The sequence below is a fragment of the Neobacillus sp. plas4 genome, assembly GCF_057221695.1.
Genome location: NZ_CM170152.1, coordinates 6008496 through 6028455, shown reverse-complemented (window position 1 = coordinate 6028455; position 19960 = coordinate 6008496). Strand labels below are relative to the sequence as shown.

Here is a 19960-nt window from a genome sequence, read left to right as displayed (position 1 = left end):
AAAATGCAAAGTATAGTCTCATTTTTAGTAAGGAAAGGCATCAGGCTTGTTTCTCTCCTGTTCGCCATTTGTTTGATTACGTTTATATTGATCAGCCATTCACCTATCGATCCGATACAAGCCTATATTGGTGCGGATATGATGAGGGTTGGTCCTGAGCAGCGAGAGAAGATTGCGGAAAATTGGGGGCTAAATGAACCACCTGCAGAACAATTTTTCCGTTGGGGTGCCTCCGTATTACAAGGGGATTTTGGTACGTCGATGATTTATCGGCGGCCTGTCACGGATATCATTGGTGAGAAATTCTTTCACTCCCTTGCTCTCATGAGTATTGCCTGGGTCATATCAGGCGTTCTGGGCTTTATTTTAGGAATAATAGCAGCAATGAAAAAAGGGAAATGGCAGGATCGGGTGATTAAAGGCTATTGTTATACGTTAGCCTCGACACCAGCCTTTTGGATGGGACTGCTGGTGTTAATGGTCTTTGCTGTTTGGTTAGATTGGTTTCCAATCGGAATGGGAGTTCCTGCTGGAGTTCTTGCAGAAGATGTTACCCTTCTCGATCGTATTAGGCATATCATCCTGCCTGCCTTAACCCTTAGTATCATCGGCGTCGCCAATATTGCTTTACATACGAGACAAAAGCTCATTGAGGTCCTTTCAAGTGAATATATCTTATTTGCTAAGGCAAAGGGAGAAAAGGGGATTACCCTTCTATGGAGACATGGGTTAAGGAATATTTCCTTGCCGGCGATTACGCTCCATTTTGCCGCATTTAGTGAATTATTTGGAGGTGCAGTTTTAGCCGAGCAGGTCTTTTCCTATCCAGGTTTAGGACAGGCAACGGTTGAGGCAGGACTTCGCGGGGATGTTCCACTCCTTTTAGGACTAGTCATCTTTAGCGCCATCTTTGTATTTGTTGGTAATGTAATGGCAGATCTTATTTCTTTTGTTATTGATCCAAGGATAAAGGAGAAAAGATCGCTATGAGTTCAATGCTGGCATTAAATAAAAGGCAGAGGACGGTCATCGTAACCACCGTGACCTCCGCTCTCTTAATAGCTATTTTAATAGGAGGTCAACTCTTAAGTAATGAAGGTATGGTAACCAATTTAGATGACCGAAACCTCCCCCCTACACTAGCCCATCCATTTGGAACAGACTGGCTGGGGAGGGATATGCTAACTCGGACGATAAAAGGGTTGTCAATTAGTATTCTAGTCGGTCTGATAGCAGCTGCCGCCTCAGTTACAATAGCGGTAGGGTTAGGGATCATGGCTGCAACAATGGGGAAAGTCACAGATGCTATCATTTCATGGCTGGTTGACCTTTTTTTAAGTATCCCGCATTTAGTGATGCTGATTTTAATCTCTTTTGTACTAGGCGGAGGTATGAAAGGGGTTGTGATTGGTTTAGCACTCACCCACTGGCCAAGCTTAACAAGGGTGATACGGGCCGAGGTCATGCAGTTACAAAGTGCTGAGTTTGTTCAAAGTTCAAAAAGGCTTGGAAAATCAAGGTGGTTTATTGCAGTCCATCATATCCTTCCTCATCTGTTACCACAGTTCTTAGTCGGCTTGTTTTTGCTGTTTCCTCACGCAATTCTGCATGAGGCGGCGGTAACATTTTTAGGTATGGGTCTATCACCGCATCAACCCGCTATCGGGATTATCCTCTCCGAATCCATGCGTTACTTGTCAACAGGCATGTGGTGGCTGGCATTTTTCCCAGGATTAAGTTTACTTTTGGTGGTACGTGCCTTCGATTTAGTAGGGGATCGACTGCGATCATTAACAGACCCAGGTCGTGCCAATGAATAAGACAAGGGGTGAAAGGGATTATGGCAATTCTTGAGGTCCGTGACCTGTCTATCTCCTTTTCTCATTATTCAAAAGGATTAAGACAGGAAAAGAATCAAGTGATTCATAACTTAAATGTTTCCATAAATAAAGGTGAGATTGTTGCGGTTGTAGGCTCGAGTGGTTCGGGGAAAAGCCTATTAGCACATGCGATTCTTGGGATTTTACCAGGAAATGCGGCAATGACCGGCAGTGTTTTCTTCAATGGTCAGGTCCTGAACGAAGAAAAGCTGGCAAATTTACGTGGTCATGAGATAGTACTCGTTCCGCAATCCGTTAAGTTTTTAGACCCGCTCATGAAAATAGGTTCACAGGTGCAAACTTCGGTTAGAAAGCAAAATGCAGTTACGGCACAAAAGAGAATTTTTGAAAAATATAAATTACAACCGCATGTAGAAAAATTATTTCCCTTTCAGTTATCGGGTGGAATGGCGAGACGTGTACTCGTCTCAATGGCAGTCGTAAGTGAAGCCAGTGTGATCATTGCTGATGAACCAACACCAGGCCTTGATTCAGAAGTCATCAAGGAAGCGGAACGCTCTTTTAGGGAGTTGGCCGATAATGGCAGTGCAGTGATGGTTATTACGCATGATATTGATTTTGCTTTAAAAATTGCAGATAAAATTGCCGTTTTTTACGCTGGAACAGTTGTTGAAATTGCACCTGTCAGAGATTTTTTCGGCACGGGTAAGAACTTGAGGCACCCTTATACAAAGGCATTATGGAGAGCCCTTCCCCAGAATGAATTCATTCCGATTAAAGGGTCGCAGCCGCTCCCTCATGATTTACCTAAAGGCTGTCCTTTCGCTCCCAGATGTGAAATTGCCACCTCAGAGTGTTCGAAGGAGCTGCCTGCTGAAAAAATGATTCGAGACGGAATGGTTAGGTGTTTGCATGCAACTTAAAGCGATAGATGTTGGTTTTGGTTATCAGAAAAATAGTTGGACGTTTCGTAACCTGCAGTTGGCGATCGGAAAAGGAGAAATTGTCGGATTGGTCGGACCAAGCGGTGCTGGGAAAACAACGTTTGGGAGGATTCTTGCGGGGTATGAAAAGCCATTAGAAGGGATGGTAACGCTGAATGACTCTCCCCTGCCAACAACTGGTTATCATCCTGTTCAGCTTGTGTTTCAACACCCTGAAAAAGCTGTAAATCCTAAATGGAGAATGCAGAAAATTCTTCATGAGGGCTGGGATCCGGATGATGAATTACTAGAAAGATTAGGGATTGAAAAAGAATGGCTGCACCGCTGGCCTAACGAGCTATCAGGCGGAGAACTGCAGCGCTTCTGCGTAGCAAGAGCACTTGGTCCCAAGACCCAATTTCTCATAGCGGATGAGATGACGACGATGCTGGATTCGATTACACAAGCCCAAATTTGGCAGGTTGTCCTAGATATCGCTCAAAAACGGAATATCGGAATTCTCGTGATCAGCCATGAAGCACCTCTTATCGAAAGACTTTGCAGTAGAATTGTTGATATTTCAAATAACTAGGCACTAAGTTGTCTAAGGGAGAAAATCAAGATGGAAAAATTTAAAAACTATCGCTTTCCGATGATCCTTTTGCTTTCCATCTTTGTTGGTGCGATTTTAGGATTAGCCATGAAAGAGGATGCAGTTATTTTTCAGCCCGTTGGCGATATCTTTTTAAATCTATTATTTACAATTATTGTACCGCTGATTTTTTTTACTATTTCTTCATCGATTGCCAACATGAGTGGAGCAAAAAGGTTAGGAAAAATTATTGGCTGGATGTTCGGAACTTTCCTATTTACAGGACTGGTTTCAGCCATCTATATGTTTTTTATTGTAAAAGTTGTAAATCCCGGTGAAGGGGTTAATATAAAACTGGTAAAACCTGAAGGCACAGAGGAGTTAAATACAGTTACACAAATTGTAAAAACCTTTACGGTACCAGATTTTGTGGAATTATTCTCTAGAAGCAATATGCTGGCTTTAATCGTGATTTCCATCCTAATTGGGTTCGCTGCCCAATCGATCGGAGAACGAGGAAAAGCTTTTAGCAGCTTTTTAAGCTCAGGTTCTGAGGTCATGATGAAGGTAGTTTCCTTGATTATGTACCTGGCACCTATTGGTCTCGGGGCGTATTTTGCCACTTTAGTGGGCCAGTACGGTCCCATCCTATTAGGCTCCTATATCAAGGCAGGTATTACTTATTATACAGCGTCCATTGTCTATTTCTTTATTGCTTTTACCATTTATGCCTTTATGGCAGGTAAAGGGTACGGGGTAAAAGTTTTTTGGAGTAATATGCTGGCACCTTCGATCACGGCGCTTGCCACCTGCTCCAGTGCTGCTTCTATACCTGCTAATTTAGAAGCATCTGCTAAGATGGGAATTAAAAAAGATATCAGGGATACGACCATTCCATTGGGAGCTGCCTTACATAAAGATGGTTCAGTTATTGGCGGCGTACTGAAAATTATCTTTTTGTTTGGTATTTTTGATATGAATAGTTCAGGTATTGGGAATTTCTTTTTAATTATTAGTGTTTCACTTCTAGTCGGAGCCGTGATGGGGGCCATCCCAAGCGGCGGAATGATTGGTGAAATGTTAATCCTAAGTTTATTTGGATTCCCGCCAGAAGCTTTACCGATTATCGCAGCGATTAGTACACTAATTGACCCGCCGGCGACCATGCTGAATGCCAGCGGAGATAATGTTGCCGGGATGATGATTTCGCGATTGGTAGAGGGTAAGAATTGGCTGAAAAAAGCGTCATAAAAATAAAGGGTGCTCCCATTCGGAGCACCCCTAAATTTATTAGATTACACCTTGTGCAATCATTGCGTCTGCTACTTTTAAGAAGCCAGCGATATTTGCACCGACAACAAGGTTGCCAGGATATCCATATTCATCCGCTGCTTTCATACTGTTACGATAGATGTTAGTCATGATTTCATGTAGCTTCGCATCAACTTCTTCAAATGTCCATGCTAATCTTTGGCTATTTTGAGCCATTTCTAGAGCAGAAACCGCTACACCGCCGGCATTTGCAGCTTTCCCTGGTGCAAACAGGATATCACTTTCTAAAAATATTTCAACAGCCTCAAGTGTAGATGGCATGTTTGCACCTTCACCAACAGCCTTTACTCCGTTTGAAACAAGGACTTTTGCTGCTGATTCATCAATTTCATTTTGAGTAGCGCAAGGTAGAGCAATGTCACAAGGAATGGACCAGATACCGCTGCAGCCTTCGAAATACTCGGCTTCTGGGTGCTCAAGAACATATTCACTGATTCTTTTTCTTTCTACTTCTTTTATGCGTTTAACAGTGTCAAGCTTAATACCGCTTGGGTCATATATATATCCGTTTGAATCGCTGCAGGCAACAACCGTTGCACCAAATTGGAGTGCTTTTTCCATCGCATAGATTGAAACATTTCCTGAACCGGAAACGACTACGGTGCTTCCTTCAAAGCTTAATCCTTGGTCCGCTAACATTTCCTGAACAAAGTAAACTGTTCCATAGCCAGTTGCCTCTGTACGTGCCAAGCTTCCGCCATAACCAAGTCCTTTACCTGTTAACACACCTGCTTCATAGGCACCGCGAATTCTTTTGTATTGTCCAAACATATAGCCGATTTCTCTAGCGCCTACTCCGATATCCCCTGCAGGTACATCGACATCAGGGCCGATATGTCGGTAAAGTTCGGTCATGAAGCTTTGCGTAAAGCGCATGATTTCTGCGTCTGACTTGCCTTTAGGATCAAAATCAGCTCCGCCTTTACCGCCGCCGATAGGCTGGCCGGTTAATGAATTTTTAAAAGTTTGCTCAAAGCCTAAGAATTTAATAATGCTGGCATTAACCGATGGGTGGAAGCGTAAACCTCCTTTATATGGGCCAATCGCACTGTTATACTGTACACGAAAGCCACGGTTTACTTGAGGCTTCCCATTATCATCTACCCAAGGAACTCGAAAGGAAATGACTCTTTCAGGTTCAACAATTCTTTCTAGGATACTTTGTTCCATGTATTTAGGATGTTTAACAAAAACAGGAATAAGTGAGTCGAAAATTTCCCTAACCGCTTGTTGATACTCGGATTCATAAGGATTGCGGATCATTACTGTATTGAACACTTCATTTACATATTGAAGTGCTTCACTTTGATTATCTTGTTTCAGTTGCTCGATTGTTTTCATTGCAACCCCTCCAAATTTTTTAAATTATTAGATTATCGAATAAGGTTATTTTATAATTAAATAATAATCTAAACAATCTTGATTATAGATAAAATCCATCTCACAATGAGATGAATCGAGGTGAGTACGTTGGAATTACGCCAAATTCAATATTTTATGGAAGTTGCAAAGCGTGAGCATGTAACGGAAGCCGCATTAGAGCTGCATGTAGCCCAATCCGCTGTTAGCCGGCAGATTTTTAATTTAGAACAAGAGCTAGGTGTCGACTTGTTTATTAGGGAAGGGCGAAATGTTAAGCTGACGCGAATCGGACAGATATTTTTAGAACATATGGAACAAGCCATGAAGGTAATAGATGAAGCGCAACGGGAAATTGAGGAATACTTAGATCCGCTGAAAGGTACAATACGCATAGGATTTCCAACGAGCCTTGCTTCTTATACACTTCCAACCACCATTTCTGCCTTTCGGGAGCACTACCCTCAAGTGAAATTTCAATTAAAACAAGGCTCATATAAAGAGTTAATTGAAGGTGTCAACCATGGCGAATATGATATGGCATTAATTGGTCCTGTACCAAAACATGAGAAGCACCTGACCGGCACAACCCTTTTTACAGAAAAAATTGTTGCCTTACTGCCTTTAAGTCACCCTCTATCCGACAGGAATTCAATAAAATTAAGCGAATTGCGTGAGGAATCCTTTGTACTGTTTCCAAAGGGATTTGTTTTACGGGAAATCATTGTCAATGCCTGTGAACAGCTAGCATTTCAACCCAATGTGTCATTTGAAGGGGAAGATATTGACTCGATAAAAGGATTGGTATCAGCAGGGCTCGGAATCACGTTAATCCCTGAAATCACACTAGTTGAGGGAATCCCGAGGTCTACTGTTAAGGTTCCGATTACGGAGCCTGATGTCACCCGTACGGTCGGTGTCATTATTCATAAGGAACGGAAAATGCTCCCTACGGTTAAGCTTTTCTATGACTTTCTCAAGGATTTCTTCTCGATTCTGGACCGTTACCAGAGATAAAAAGAAGCCAACCTTAATCGGTTAGCTTCTTTTTTTGATTATGCTTTTTGTTCAGTCAGTTTCGTAATTTCGATAATCGTGTTGGTGGCTTTGATCATGTTATCGACGGATATAAACTCATACTTGCCGTGGAAATTCTCCCCGCCTGTAAAGATATTTGGTGTTGGCAGTCCCATATAGGATAGCTGGGAACCATCCGTACCGCCGCGGATTGGTTTGATCAGCGGTTTAATATCAAGGTTCTCCATTGCCTGCTGGGCAATGTCAACAATCTCCATGACAGGTTTGATTTTTTCACCCATATTGTAGTATTGGTCTTTCATGTCTAGTTGGATCGTATCTTTGCCATGCTTTTCATTTAGTTGGTTGACAATGGTTTGGATGGTCGTTTTTCTGTTTTCAAAGATTTCTTTGTCATGGTCGCGAATAATATAGTACAGCTTCGTCTGCTCGACATCACCGTTAAAAGAAATCAAGTGATAGAACCCTTCATATCCTTCTGTATGCTCCGGCGCTTCTAAAGCGGGCAGTTGGCTATGTAATTCCATGGCGATTTTCATTGAATTTACCATTTTGTCTTTTGCTGAACCCGGATGAATATTGGTTCCTTTAATGGTAATTTTGGCTGCGGCCGCATTAAAGCTTTCATATTCTAGCTCCCCAAGCGGTCCACCATCAACGGTGTAGGCATACTTGGCATTGAAGGCTTTAACGTCAAATTTATGCGGGCCTCGGCCAATTTCCTCATCCGGCGTGAACGCAACGCGGACCTTGCCATGTTTGATTTCTGGGTGCTGGACCAGGTAAGCCATTGCGGTCATGATTTCGGCGATTCCTGCCTTATTATCAGCACCGAGAAGTGTTGTGCCATCCGTAGTGATAAGCGTATGCCCTTTATAGCTTGCAAGTGCAGGGAAATCCTTTGTCGACATGGTGACAGTTGGGTTTAGTGTGATGTCGCTGCCATCATAGTTTTCTACGATTTGCGGGTTCACGTTTTTGCCGGTAAAGTCGGTTGCCGTATCGACGTGCGCGAGGAATCCAATCGTTGGCACCTCTTTATCCGTATTGGACGGTAACGTCGCCATGACATAACCATTTTCATCAATCGTAACTTCCTGCATTCCAATCGACTTTAACTCCTCCACCAACATATTGGCTAATGTGAGTTGGCCCGGTGTAGAAGGACAGTTTTCATTACTCTCATTCGACTGCGTATCCACCTTCACATAGGAAGTAAATCGTTCAATCATCTCATTCTTCACGTATGCAGCACTCCCTTTTGATTTTTTACAACCTTATAATAGCATTTTTATGGGGGTGGGCGGAAATTTGTATGAGGGGGGGGTTGGTTGGATGGGTTTGCTGAAAATAGGTATCCTGTTTTTTCAATACTGGCGGATAGCGAGAAATACTGGCGGATGTCGGGAAATACTGGCGGATGGCAAGAAATACTGGCGGATGTCGAGAAATACTGGCGGATGTCGAGAAATACTGGCGGATAGCGAGGAATACTGGCGGATGTCGAGAAATACTGGCGGATAGCGAGGAATACTGGCGGATAGCGAGAAATACTGGCGGATAGCGAGAAATACTGGCGGATAGCGAGAAATACTGGCGGATGTCGAGAAATACTGGCGGATGTCGAGAAATACTGGCGGATGGCAAGAAATACTGGCGGATAGTACGAACTACCGGGAGAAAACAACATATGATACCTATTTTTCATTAAAATCCATCCTATATGTCCTGTCCTTAAACGTTCCACAGGTAATATAATTCATACTTTGCAGAATACGCTTAGCTGTATGAATGTCCACCCCTAAAAAATCCCGGCACTCCCTATTCGTGATACTCCTCTTCACTACTAAAAACCACTCTAACAATGTCTTCTCATGTGCAAGATGATTATTGACCTTGCAGTGTGGACAGTGCCATGTTCGTGGCAGCTTAGTCATCCCTATCCTACCACAGTCTAAACATCTTACACCCGGTATGATGTCACTAGCTGGAATTTGATATGATTCACAAATCGGTTTTGGAATATAAGTACGATCGCATTTCTTCATTTCCGCATACAGCCAGTTAAAGGTGTTACTAGAAAGCTTGTCCCCTTGCTGTGAAAGGCCTTTAAAGTATGGTGGAATCATTTTAGGAAATAGCAAGGTTGTATTCGCTGGGGGGATTTCCACATGTTGTTTCGGATAGGCTAAGACAATAGCACCAAATAGAGGTAAATGGATATTCCTTTCCTCTAACCAGGATTCTAATAGTTCAAGATTCCGTTCCAATTGAACAACTGGACTTTCATAATAGTTTATTTGCCCATTTTCTTTTCTTTGGATCAGTTGAGGGGGATTTTCCTTGAATTCTAGGGTGCCGGCCATGTTTTTGGTTTCTAAAACAAGGCCAAAGTAAGGTGTTTTTAATAAGTGGTCGATTTGAAAGTAGCTATCTGAAGAGAGTGATAAGTCGTGGAAAATGTTGTTTTTAAAAGGAAAAGTATACTTTTCAAGAACTTCGGCTACCTGTTTCTCTCCGCCAATTCCTGCTTCAATTGAAGCTTGTTTCCCAGATAATACAGAAACTGTAGGGTGAGTGTTCGGTAACCTTCCCTGTGCATAAATCAGCCCTGTTAATGTAAGTGAATCAGATCGATTTATTGTACTAATATTTTTCACCTCCACCCGCATCCTAGCACATCTCCACAGGTAAATATATAAACTTCATAATTTTGTAAAAAATATAACTTATCCACCATTGACCAGTGTAGTCAATGGGAGTACACTGTGATTGACTACACTGGTCAACGCTCGTGATGAAAGGGGGCTGCTAATTGTTTTCGAAGTTTTTTAACCTGGAAAAGGAAAAACAAGATCGAATTATAAATGCAGCAATAAAGGAATTTGCCCAGAAGGGATATGACAATGCCTCAACCAATGAAATCGTTAAGGAAGCAGGTATTTCAAAGGGACTTCTTTTCCATTATTTTAAAAACAAAAAGCAGTTATTCTTCTTTCTGTTTGACTATTGCTATAACGTGGTTGCGGATGAATTTTATCAAAAAGTTGATTTAACCGAAAGAGACTTTTTTAAAAGAATTCGCCAAGCTGTGAAAATAAAAATGAATCTGCAAAGTGCATACCCTGATATCTTAACCTTTATCCAAGAGGCGTTTATGCAGGATTCCGCTGAAATAAAAGTAGAGTTTGATAAAAAGAAACAAGAACTGAATGCAATTAACACAGAAATCATCTTCGAGGGGATTGATTTGTCAAAGTTTAGAGACGATCTCGATGTTAAGAAAGTCTTGAAGATTATTTCGTGGACCTTTGAAAAAATGAGTGATGAAGAGCTTGCCAAGGCAAAACAATCACCTGGACATCAAATCGATTACCAAAACGTCTATAAAGAAGCTGAAGAATATTTTGAGATTTTAACAAAATGTTTTTATAAATGATAGGGGGCTGTGACGATGAATGTGATTGAGATTAAGAATCTAACAAAGACGTACGGCACATCAAGAGGAATCAGCAATGTCAGCTTTCAAGTTGAAGAAGGGGAGATTTTTGGTTTTATCGGGCCAAATGGTGCCGGGAAATCAACGACCATAAGAACCCTCCTCTCACTTATTTACCCTACCAGCGGCAGTGCGACGATTTTTGGTAAAGATTCCGTTCAATTTGCTCCGGAAATTAAAAAGGAAATTGGTTATTTACCTTCTGAAGTTTTTTACTATGACAATATGAAAGTAAAGGATCTATTAAACTATTCAGCTAGTTTTTATAAAAAAGATTGCCGTAAGAGAATAAAGGAATTGGCTGAAATCATGGATTTAGACCTCAGTAAAAAAATTGACGACCTTTCACTGGGAAATAAAAAGAAGGTCGGAATTGTTCAAGGTCTGCTCCACTCACCAAAACTGATTATACTGGACGAACCAACAAGCGGACTAGATCCGTTGATGCAGCAGAAATTCTTTGAATTGCTCGAAGAGGAGAACAAAAAAGGTGCCACGATCCTCTTATCCTCTCATATCTTATCCGAAGTTCAACGGCTATGTAATCGGGTTGCGATCATTAAAGAAGGACAGATTGTTACCGTTGAGAAGATAAGCACCCTAAAAGAAAACACCTATAAAAAGTTCAAAATAGAAACAAAAGCGGAGCTGGACTCGGATTACTTCAACCTAACCGGAGTAAATAAATTAGAGGTGAAAAACAGCGTAACAAGTTTTTTATTTAAAGGGAATATTAACGACGTTATGAAAAAAATTGCTGCAATTGATATTACGAATCTATGGATTGAAGAGCCGGACCTTGAGGAGATTTTTATGCACTACTACGAAAAGGAGGCCTAATGCCATGAATATTTTGTTGCATGAATTGAGGGCGTACCGAAAGTCGACTATCATTTGGACGATATCTCTGGTGGGCATTGCGGCGCTGTTTATGTCATTTTTCCCTTCCTTTACAAAGGATACAGAGGAATTTACAAAGCTGCTTGAAGGGTATCCTGCGGCACTCCGAGAAGCATTTGGGATTAATCTTGAAAATTTCTTTTCCATTCTTGGTTTCTACTGCTATGGGCTATCGTTTGTTACACTCTGCGGCAGTATCCAGGCTATGAATCTAGGTACTAGCATTGTCAGCAAGGAAGTCAGAGAAAAAACAGCTGATTTCCTGCTGACTAAGCCTGTAACCCGTACAATAGTTTTGTCGAATAAATTATTGGCGGCACTGATTTCCATTATACTAACGAATATTATATATATCGGGGCTGCAATCCTGCTCGCCTTCCAGGTAACAACAGAGGATTTTAGTATTGAAACATTTATCCTGCTTTCCCTGACCGTGTTTCTTGTACAGCTAATTTTTCTAGCAATAGGAATATTTATTTCAGTCGTCGTTCCAAAGATTAAATCGGTGTTGACGGTGTCACTCGCGACTGTTTTTGCCTTCTACTTTTTGGGGATGTTCAGTTCTGGTGATGAAGCAAAACGATATCTTTCTCCATTTAAATATTTTGACACTGCCTACATTATGGATAATTCAGGCTATGAAGCTTCCTTTTTGGCAGCAGGAGCAGTTGTGATCGTGACAGCGATCGTGGCAAGTTATTTTATTTATGCCAAAAAGGATATTCACTGTGTTTAACATGCCCTAAGGAGAGTGATGGAAGGATGAATATTTTTTTAAAAGAAATGAGGGCTCATCGAAAGTCCCTGTTATTTTGGTGCATTGGTGTTTTTCTCATGGTTGCATCGGGGATGGTGAAATATGAGAGTTTAGCTTCCTCTGGCCAGCCCATGAATGAAATGCTGGCTGGAATGCCAAAATCACTGCTCGCTGTCTTAGGAATCGGCGAATTTGATATTTCAACAGTAGCTGGTTATTATGGCCTTCTATTTATCTATTTGTTACTAATGGCAACCATCCATGCGGCAATGCTGGGAGCAACAATGATTTCAAAAGAAGAGCGGGATAAAACGTCGGAGTTTTTATTTGTAAAGCCTGTTTCTAGGAATCAAATTATTACAGCAAAATTGCTGGCAGCATTCGTAAATATCCTCCTTTTAAATCTAGTTACCTTGCTATCATCACTTGTATTGGTTGGAAAATACAGCAACGGTGAAGTGGTTTCCGGCGATATAGCCATCACCATGGCAGGTATGTTTATTTTACAAACATTGTTTCTAGTAATAGGTACTTCGCTTGCTGCAGTAATAAAGAAATCCAAAAGATCTGCCTCCATGGCAACCGGGATTCTTTTGCTTACGTATGTGATTTCGGTGGCGATTGATTTAAATGAACATTTCGAAGGGTTGAAATACCTTACTCCATTTAAATATTTTGAAGCAAAAAATCTGATGATTGAAGAAGGGTTTGAGTTAATCTTTGTTATTTTGTCTGTTGGATTGATTGCAGGACTTACCGTTATAACCTTTGTCTTTTTTAAAAAACGAGATTTAAATGTGTAAGAAGTTTTAATAATGTAGTGATAGTGTTAAAATGGTAAAAACCGAATTGGTATAAGGAGGAAATTACTATGCAAAATGAAAACAATACACTGCCGCCAAAAACTTGCTCGATTGAAAGATTGGTTACGATGGAATCGGATGTTAAAAAGGTGCTCGCAGGAGAAAAGACTGCTACACGCCGGAATGGCAGATATGCCGATCCAGGAGAGATCATGACGCTCGAAGGACGTCAATTTGTCGTGGAGCGTGTCTATTCGCAAAGCTTGGGGGAATTGACGGATGATGACGCACGCCGCGAGGGCTACCCTACGGTTGAAGAGTATAAGCAATCGATTCTTGCCTACCACCCTGGAATGCCTTGGCTTCCGCAAATGCGTGTTTGGGTCCATGAATTTCGCCCTGTCCAAGAATAAGAAAAAGTATGGGTTCTATTCATAGGACTCATACTTTTTTTGCTATAATAGCCTTATTATCGTTTAAATTGGCTTTAGAATTTTAACAACAATTCTTAACATAACAGCCTTATCAAAAGATTTCCAAACAAATGTCGGGGTGAAAGGATTTATGGGGTTTTTGGCAAAATACATAAGAAAATATTGGAAGTCTTTTAGTTTAGCAGTTTTATTTTTAACCTTTGAAGCCATTAGTGATTTGTTAATGCCAACAATTATGGCGAAAATCATTGATGTCGGTGTTGCAGGGAGAGACTTGGATTATGTGTTGAAAATGGGCGGTGTCATGCTCCTGATCACGTTGTTTGGTGCCGTTTCTGCCTCGATTAGAAGTATCCTTGCCAGCACGGTTTCCCAAAGCTTCGGTGCGGAGTTAAGGTCTGATTTGTATAGAAAAATTCAAACCTTATCGTTCAAAAATATTGACCGCTTTGAGCGTGCTTCCTTAATTACGAGATTGACCAATGATGTGACACAGATTCAAGTTTTTGCAAACGGTTTAATGCGTATTTTTGTTAAATCCCCGCTATTAGCCATTGGGGGCTTAATCATGGCAACGCGGTTAAATATCCATTTATCGGTTGTGTTGGCAGTAGTGGTTCCCATTGTTGCTGTTTTTATTGTTCTAAATTTACGGCTTGGGTTCCCTCGATTTGCGAAGGTTCAGAATGCGCTCGATCGAGTTAACAGTGTGATGCGTGAGTATTTATCTGGCGTGCGTGTGGTGAAGGCGTTCAACCGCTTTGATGTCGAAGACGGCAAGTTTGACTATGCAAATGAAGAATTCAAAAAGCAATCGATAGCCGCTACAAGGCTGATGGCAGTGTTCAGCCCTGCGATTATGCTTACAGTCAACCTTGGGATTGTCGCCGTTCTCTGGATTGGCGGCTTTGGCGTTTCCAATGGCAATGTTCAAGTTGGACATATAATTGCCTTTATTAACTACATGACCCAAATTCTGTTTTCTTTAATGATGATTTCTATGGTGTTTAATATGTTTGTTCGTGCAAAAACGTCAGCTGTAAGGGTGAGTGAAGTATTTGCCCTGGAGGATGACCTCACATGGAATGAAGAAGGATCCCTCCCTCCTCTTGAAAAAGAAAAAGGAAGGATTGAATTTAATCATGTCTTTTTTTCCTATGAAGGAACAAGTGGTGAACCCGTATTAAAAGATATAAACCTTACATGTCTGCCGGGAGAAACCATTGGTATTATTGGCTCGACAGGCTCGGGAAAAAGTACATTGGTAGGGCTGATACCACGCTTTTACGATGTGAGTGCGGGAAGTATAAAAGTGAATGGTGAGGACATTCACCTTGTTGACCCTAAAGTGCTTCGAGACAAGATTGCCTTCGTCCCGCAGAAAACGATTCTTTTTACCGGGAGTGTGGAGGAGAACATTAAATGGGGGAAAGAAGACGCCTCAGTAGAAGAAGTTGAAAGAGCAGCAAAGATTGCCGGAGCACACGACTTTATTAGCGCTTCCCCTGAAGGGTATCAAACAAGAATTGGTCAGGGCGGGGTAAACTTTTCTGGAGGTCAAAAGCAGCGATTGTCGATTGCCAGGGCTTTGGTCAAAAATCCGCAAATTTTAATTTTAGACGATAGCACCAGTGCTGTTGATGTTACCACGGAGGCCAGAATAAAAGCTGGACTAAAAAAATATGCACAAGGGCTAACCTGTCTCCTCATTGCTCAGCGGATTACTTCAATTATGGACGCGGATAGAATTGTTGTCATGGACCACGGGGAAATCGTTGGAATGGGGAAACATGAGGAATTATTAAGAGACTGTAAGGTTTACCAGGAAATCTATCAATCCCAAGTTGGTAAGGAGATGGCGCTCTAATGTCAGCACAATCAGATCAAGCACGTAATACGCCGCCTCCACTATCGATTCCGGGAAGGCCAATGGGAGGCGGCCACCGCCGAGGAGGACCGGTTGTAAAACCGAAGAATTTTAAAGAGACGATACGAAGGTTATGGCATTATTTTGGCAATGAAAGAAAGATGCTTAGTCTTGTCTTTATCTTTATTCTTTTTAGTTCAGCATTAGCTCTGCTCTCTCCTTTTTTAATAGGAAAAGCTGTTGATGCCATTGGGTTGGATAAAAAGGTAGATTTTCAATTCCTTGAACTGATGGTGATAATTTTAATAACAGCTTTTATACTAGACGCAACACTCTCCCTTTTGCAGGGCTGGTTAATGGCGGGTGTCTCGCAGCGGATTGTGAAAAGATTGCGCAACGCCCTTTTTGTTAAGCTGCAAAAGCTTCCTGTTGCTTTTTTTGACAAGCGGACACATGGAGAATTAATGAGCCGGCTTTCAAACGATATCGATAATGTCAGCAATACGATTTCTCAATCGACGACTCAGCTAATGTCAGGGGTTATTGTCATTATCGGTTCATTTATCATGATGTTAATATTGAGTCCAATTTTGACTTTGGCAAGCTTGCTTACGGTGCCCCTTGTCTTTTTCTTAACCCGCACGATTGCAAAAAGAACGAGTGTTTATTTTAAAGCACAGCAAATTGAGCTGGGAAAATTGAATGGACAAATTGAGGAAACCATCTCGGGTATTGAAGTCGTAAAAGCGTTTAATCATGAAGAAAAAGCGATTACTGAATTTGAGGATGTTAATCAGAGGCTGCGTGAGGTTGGCCTTAAAGCGCAAATTTGGTCCGGTTTTCTGATGCCGATTATGAACGTGATCAATAATTTGGGCTTTGCGATTGTGGCAGTCACCGGAGGTTTTCTTGCGGTCGAAGGCATGATTACGGTAGGTGCAATTGCGAGCTTTATTACCTATTCACGGCAATTTGTCCGGCCTCTTAATGACCTCGCAAATATTTTTAATATGCTGCAGTCAGGTGTAGCAGGAGCAGAACGGGTTTTTGAGATACTGGACGAGCAAGAGGAACCCGGTGATTTGAACAACGCGGTGGTTTTAGACAAGCCAAAAGGTCATGTGGTGTTTGAAAATGTCAGCTTTGGCTATCGCGGCGATGTACCGATATTAAAAAATGTCAGTTTTGAAGCTGAAATTGGCAGCAGTACGGCACTAGTAGGGCCTACGGGAGCAGGGAAAACGACGATTGTTAATCTGTTGACCAGATTCTATGATGTGACGGAAGGCAGGATTTTGTTAGATGGACATGATATAAGAGAATATACTCGGGACAGCTTAAGGAGCTGTTTTGGCTTTGTCCTTCAGGATACCTATCTTTTTTCAGGTACCATTAAGGAAAATATTAAGTACGGCAAGCCTTCGGCAAGTGATGAGGAAGTAATCCATGCCGCTAGGATGGCGAATGCCGACCCCTTTATCAAGCGGCTGCCCCATCAATATGAAACGCTTCTATCCGAAAACGGCGGTAACCTGAGTCAGGGGCAGCGTCAGCTGATTGCGATTGCCAGGGTAATCCTAGCAAAACCTGCCGTGTTGATTTTAGATGAGGCGACAAGCAGTATTGACACCCGCACAGAGCTTCATATTCAAGAAGCGCTGCTCTCTTTAATGGAGGGAAGAACGAGTTTTATCATTGCCCATCGTTTGAACACCATCCGTGATGCAGATGCCATCATGGTCATCGATAATGGAGAAATTGTGGAAAATGGAAGTCACAGTGAACTTATGAATAAACAAGGTAGGTACTATAGCATGTTTTTTAATCAATTTAGTAATGTTGAAACGGCAGTTGATAAATAAACAGTTTCCATTAGGGGATAATGAAAACATGGGTACTCTTGAAGGAGGCTGGTTATGAAAAAAGAGATTTCAAACCGGAAATTGCTTTGGGTTTCGGGTACAGGATGGATGTTTGATGCAATGGATGTAGGGATGCTTTCCTTCATTATTGCGGCTTTAAGTGTTGAGTGGAACTTAAACGCTGAGCAAATGGGCTGGATCGGAAGTATTCAATCGATCGGGATGGCCGTGGGGGCACTCTTATTTGGTTTAATGGCAGACAGAATCGGCCGAAAGAATGTTTTTATTATTACATTATTAATGTTTTCAATTGGAAGCGGAATTTCTGCATTTGCTACCTCGATTACTGTTTTTCTTATACTAAGATTTTTTATCGGGATGGGTCTTGGCGGTGAGCTTCCGGTCGCATCGACACTCGTTGCTGAAAGCGTACCTGCTGAAAAACGAGGACAAATCGTGGTTTTACTAGAAAGCTTTTGGGCGGCTGGGTGGTTGATTGCTGCCGTTATATCTTATTTTATTATCCCAAAGTTTGGCTGGTCAGTCGCTTTGCTTATTAGCGCAACGCCGGCAATATATGCTTTATATTTACGAATGAGTCTACCGGATTCACCGAAATTTGAAGCGATTAAAGAGAAGGAGAAGATTTCTGCCTTTCAAAGTATCGCTAATCTATGGTCGAGTGAGTATCGTCGGCGAACAACGATGTTGTGGATTGTTTGGTTTTTTGTGGTTTTCTCCTACTATGGCATGTTCTTATGGCTGCCAAGCGTGATGGTATTGAAAGGTTTCTCCTTAATTAAAAGCTTTGGGTATGTGTTGATTATGACTCTTGCCCAACTGCCAGGTTATTTTACTGCAGCATGGTGTATTGAGAGATTTGGACGGAAATTTGTTTTGTCTGTCTATTTAATTGGAACGGCTATTAGTGCTCTATTATTTGGAAATGCAGAGTCAACGGCAATGCTAATCACAGCGGGAGTTCTGTTATCCTTCTTTAACTTGGGGGCATGGGGCGGATTATATGCCTATACACCAGAACAATATCCTACTGTTATCCGCGGAACGGGTTCAGGATCAGCAGCCGCATTTGGCCGCTTAGGAGGGGTGCTTGGACCATTATTAGTCGGGTATTTGGTAGGGCAAAATACTTCAATTTCCACGATATTTACGATCTTTTGTATATCCGTTTTCATAGCTGCTTTAGCGGTTATCTTTTTAGGAAAAGAAACAAAAAATAAAGTATTAGTATAATGTTTAGCTGAGAGAGATTTCCAATGGAAATTTCTCTTTTGTTTTTTAATACAGTATGGTTTTAGTCCTTTAGTCGGGTAAATTCTATTAAACCCCGCTTAAATACTATGTGGATAGTAGGAAGCTAAAGAATAAAAAATATTTTCAGAATTATGGCAAAATAGCACAGATAAAGACTAGACGGAAAGAAAATTATTATGTACAATTGTTTTCAGAATATTATCTTTTTTTGGACATCTCAGGGATATACAACATGTATAAAAGAGAAATTTTATTCGAAAATAGGGGGTATAGACGTGAGACAGAAGAAATTAGCAGGTATTTTTATGTCGTTCATGATGGCGGCAGGTATGTTAGCTGGCTGTGGCGGCGCATCCAGTACAAGCGGTGAAAAAGACGGTGAAACCATTAAAATTGGTGCCAACCTTGAGCTTTCCGGCGGGGTAGCATCCTATGGCCAATCCATTAAAGAAGGTGTCGATTTGGCACTTGAAGAAATCAACAAGGAAGGCATTGATGGCAAGAAATTGGAACTTGTTACATTTGATAATAAATCAGATGCGGCTGAGGCAACAAGCGGTACGACGAAGCTAATCAGCCAAGATAAGGTATCAGCCATAATCGGTGCGGCTACTAGTACGAATACATTAGCACAAGTTCAAATTGCGCAGAAAAACAAAATTCCATTATTGACACCAACCGGAACCAATCCGACGATTACAAATAAAGATGGCGTGCTTAACGACTTTGTTTTCCGTACTTGCTTCATCGACCCATTCCAAGGGACGGTAGCAGCTAACTTTGCTTCAAAGGACCTTAAGGTGAAAAATGCAGCAATCATTATTGACAGCTCGAGTGATTATGCAAAAGGACTAGCGGCTGCTTTCCAAGAGAGATTTGAAGCAAATGGCGGAAAAGTCATCAAGGAAGAAGCTTATATTGCAAAAGATACAGACTTTAATGCGATTTTAACAAATATTAAATCTGCAAATCCTGATTTCATCTTCCTTCCAGGATATTATGAAGAAGCTGGTCTAATCATTAAACAAGCTCGTGCCCTTGGTATTGAAGCTCCAATTATGGGCGGCGATGGCTGGGATTCTCCTAAACTAGTAGAAATCGCGGGTGCTGATCCATTAAACAACACATTCATTACGAACCACTATTCTTCTGGTGATTCTGATCCAAAGGTTCAAGATTTCGTTAAAGCATTTGAAGCGAAATATAATGGTAAATCTCCTGATGCGTTCAATGCATTAGGATATGATTCACTTTACTTCCTTGCGGATGCAATTAAGCGTGCGGGAAGCGGTGATCCTGAGAAAATTCAAAAGGCACTTGCTGAAACAGATGGTCTTGAATTAGTATCTGGAAAAATGAAGCTTGATAAAAACCATGATCCAATCAAATCTGCTGTAATCCTTGAATATAATGGCGGAAAGCAAGAATTTAATACGAAAGTAGATCCAGAATAAAATAATAAACAAAAAGAATAGGGA

The 19960-nt window shown here is 41.4% G+C and carries 19 protein-coding genes; 15 read left to right on the top strand and 4 right to left on the bottom strand.

Annotated features, from left to right (window positions below):
• Positions 1-3: 3 nt before the first annotated feature.
• From AC2TFD_RS29995 to AC2TFD_RS29975, 5 genes are read left to right on the top strand one after another with little or no spacing between them, the layout of a single operon-like run.
• The gene (locus tag AC2TFD_RS29995) at positions 4-990 is read left to right on the top strand and encodes an ABC transporter permease (protein ID WP_484674711.1); all 987 of its coding nucleotides are present in this window, start codon (positions 4-6) and stop codon (positions 988-990) included.
• Positions 987-1820, top strand: a complete 834-nt coding sequence (locus AC2TFD_RS29990; RefSeq protein ID WP_484674710.1) for an ABC transporter permease — start codon at positions 987-989, stop codon at positions 1818-1820. Before AC2TFD_RS29995 ends, AC2TFD_RS29990 begins: the two co-directional genes overlap by 4 nt.
• A gap of 20 nt (positions 1821-1840) precedes the next feature.
• The gene (locus AC2TFD_RS29985; protein WP_484674709.1) at positions 1841-2764 is read left to right on the top strand and encodes an ABC transporter ATP-binding protein; all 924 of its coding nucleotides are present in this window, start codon (positions 1841-1843) and stop codon (positions 2762-2764) included.
• Entirely contained in the window at positions 2754-3356 is a 603-nt protein-coding gene (locus tag AC2TFD_RS29980) for an ABC transporter ATP-binding protein (RefSeq protein WP_484674708.1), read from the top strand. The genes AC2TFD_RS29985 and AC2TFD_RS29980 overlap by 11 nt, the downstream gene beginning before the upstream one ends.
• A 30-nt stretch (positions 3357-3386) precedes the next feature.
• Complete coding sequence (locus AC2TFD_RS29975) at positions 3387-4607, top strand: dicarboxylate/amino acid:cation symporter (RefSeq protein ID WP_484674707.1); 1221 nt, start codon at positions 3387-3389, stop codon at positions 4605-4607.
• Between the two features lie 39 nt (positions 4608-4646).
• On the opposite strand, the gene gdhA is transcribed toward AC2TFD_RS29975, so the two are convergent.
• Complete coding sequence (gene gdhA, locus AC2TFD_RS29970) at positions 4647-6029, bottom strand: NADP-specific glutamate dehydrogenase (RefSeq protein WP_335508732.1); 1383 nt, start codon at positions 6027-6029, stop codon at positions 4647-4649.
• Positions 6030-6158: 129 nt separating this feature from the next.
• Here gdhA and gltC point away from each other — a divergent pair, with 129 nt between their 5' ends.
• Positions 6159-7064: a glutamate biosynthesis transcriptional regulator GltC gene (gene gltC, locus AC2TFD_RS29965; protein WP_335508734.1), complete on the top strand. Its 906-nt coding sequence runs from the start codon at positions 6159-6161 to the stop codon at positions 7062-7064.
• Between the two features lie 38 nt (positions 7065-7102).
• Here the strand turns inward: gltC and pepT are convergent, their stop codons facing one another.
• From pepT to AC2TFD_RS29950, 3 genes are read right to left on the bottom strand one after another with little or no spacing between them, the layout of a single operon-like run.
• The gene (gene pepT, locus AC2TFD_RS29960) at positions 7103-8329 is read right to left on the bottom strand and encodes a peptidase T (protein WP_484674706.1); all 1227 of its coding nucleotides are present in this window, start codon (positions 8327-8329) and stop codon (positions 7103-7105) included.
• Positions 8330-8376: 47 nt separating this feature from the next.
• Positions 8377-8793 (bottom strand): hypothetical protein, encoded by a 417-nt coding sequence (locus AC2TFD_RS29955; protein ID WP_484674705.1) that lies wholly within the window; start codon positions 8791-8793, stop codon positions 8377-8379.
• Positions 8783-9757, bottom strand: coding sequence for a nuclease-related domain-containing protein (locus AC2TFD_RS29950; protein ID WP_484674704.1), 975 nt, complete (start codon positions 9755-9757; stop codon positions 8783-8785). The genes AC2TFD_RS29955 and AC2TFD_RS29950 overlap by 11 nt, the downstream gene beginning before the upstream one ends.
• A gap of 143 nt (positions 9758-9900) precedes the next feature.
• On the opposite strand from AC2TFD_RS29950, the gene AC2TFD_RS29945 reads away from it, so the two are divergent.
• The 9 genes from AC2TFD_RS29945 (at position 9901) to AC2TFD_RS29905 (ending at position 19936) form a co-directional block, all read left to right on the top strand.
• Positions 9901-10524, top strand: a complete 624-nt coding sequence (locus tag AC2TFD_RS29945) for a TetR/AcrR family transcriptional regulator (RefSeq protein WP_484674703.1) — start codon at positions 9901-9903, stop codon at positions 10522-10524.
• A gap of 15 nt (positions 10525-10539) precedes the next feature.
• On the top strand, positions 10540-11424 hold the full coding sequence (locus AC2TFD_RS29940) for an ABC transporter ATP-binding protein (RefSeq protein ID WP_335508742.1): 885 nt from the start codon (positions 10540-10542) through the stop codon (positions 11422-11424).
• A 4-nt stretch (positions 11425-11428) separates the two neighbouring features.
• Positions 11429-12220, top strand: coding sequence for an ABC transporter permease subunit (locus AC2TFD_RS29935; protein ID WP_484674702.1), 792 nt, complete (start codon positions 11429-11431; stop codon positions 12218-12220).
• 26 nt (positions 12221-12246) lie between these two features.
• On the top strand, positions 12247-13044 hold the full coding sequence (locus tag AC2TFD_RS29930; protein ID WP_484674701.1) for an ABC transporter permease subunit: 798 nt from the start codon (positions 12247-12249) through the stop codon (positions 13042-13044).
• A gap of 62 nt (positions 13045-13106) precedes the next feature.
• On the top strand, positions 13107-13457 hold the full coding sequence (locus AC2TFD_RS29925; protein ID WP_335508951.1) for an ASCH domain-containing protein: 351 nt from the start codon (positions 13107-13109) through the stop codon (positions 13455-13457).
• A gap of 151 nt (positions 13458-13608) precedes the next feature.
• Positions 13609-15345 carry an ABC transporter ATP-binding protein gene (locus AC2TFD_RS29920; protein ID WP_484674700.1) on the top strand — a complete coding sequence of 579 codons (1737 nt, stop codon included), beginning with the start codon at positions 13609-13611 and terminating at the stop codon, positions 15343-15345.
• Complete coding sequence (locus tag AC2TFD_RS29915; RefSeq protein ID WP_484674699.1) at positions 15345-17207, top strand: ABC transporter ATP-binding protein; 1863 nt, start codon at positions 15345-15347, stop codon at positions 17205-17207. The genes AC2TFD_RS29920 and AC2TFD_RS29915 overlap by 1 nt, the downstream gene beginning before the upstream one ends.
• Before the next feature lie 54 nt (positions 17208-17261).
• A complete protein-coding gene (locus AC2TFD_RS29910; protein ID WP_335508754.1) occupies positions 17262-18461 on the top strand; it encodes an MFS transporter in 1200 nt (399 codons plus the stop codon).
• Positions 18462-18757: 296 nt separating this feature from the next.
• Complete coding sequence (locus AC2TFD_RS29905; protein ID WP_484674698.1) at positions 18758-19936, top strand: ABC transporter substrate-binding protein; 1179 nt, start codon at positions 18758-18760, stop codon at positions 19934-19936.
• The last annotated feature ends 24 nt before the right edge of the window (positions 19937-19960 follow it).

Bases quoted from the DNA above. Each gene is read 5' to 3' on its own strand.
- AC2TFD_RS29975 (WP_484674707.1), top strand. From the start codon at position 3,387: ATGGAAAAATTTAAAAACTATCGCTTTCCGATGATCCTTTTGCTTTCC.
- AC2TFD_RS29930 (WP_484674701.1), top strand. From the start codon at position 12,247: ATGAATATTTTTTTAAAAGAAATGAGGGCTCATCGAAAGTCCCTGTTA.
- AC2TFD_RS29940 (WP_335508742.1), top strand. From the start codon at position 10,540: ATGAATGTGATTGAGATTAAGAATCTAACAAAGACGTACGGCACATCA.
- AC2TFD_RS29990 (WP_484674710.1), top strand. From the start codon at position 987: ATGAGTTCAATGCTGGCATTAAATAAAAGGCAGAGGACGGTCATCGTA.
- AC2TFD_RS29935 (WP_484674702.1), top strand. From the start codon at position 11,429: ATGAATATTTTGTTGCATGAATTGAGGGCGTACCGAAAGTCGACTATC.
- gdhA (WP_335508732.1), bottom strand. From the start codon at position 6,029: ATGAAAACAATCGAGCAACTGAAACAAGATAATCAAAGTGAAGCACTT.
- AC2TFD_RS29910 (WP_335508754.1), top strand. From the start codon at position 17,262: ATGAAAAAAGAGATTTCAAACCGGAAATTGCTTTGGGTTTCGGGTACA.
- AC2TFD_RS29915 (WP_484674699.1), top strand. From the start codon at position 15,345: ATGTCAGCACAATCAGATCAAGCACGTAATACGCCGCCTCCACTATCG.
- AC2TFD_RS29950 (WP_484674704.1), bottom strand. From the start codon at position 9,757: ATGCGGGTGGAGGTGAAAAATATTAGTACAATAAATCGATCTGATTCA.
- AC2TFD_RS29985 (WP_484674709.1), top strand. From the start codon at position 1,841: ATGGCAATTCTTGAGGTCCGTGACCTGTCTATCTCCTTTTCTCATTAT.
- AC2TFD_RS29980 (WP_484674708.1), top strand. From the start codon at position 2,754: ATGCAACTTAAAGCGATAGATGTTGGTTTTGGTTATCAGAAAAATAGT.
- AC2TFD_RS29995 (WP_484674711.1), top strand. From the start codon at position 4: ATGCAAAGTATAGTCTCATTTTTAGTAAGGAAAGGCATCAGGCTTGTT.
- AC2TFD_RS29920 (WP_484674700.1), top strand. From the start codon at position 13,609: ATGGGGTTTTTGGCAAAATACATAAGAAAATATTGGAAGTCTTTTAGT.
- AC2TFD_RS29955 (WP_484674705.1), bottom strand. From the start codon at position 8,793: ATGAAAAATAGGTATCATATGTTGTTTTCTCCCGGTAGTTCGTACTAT.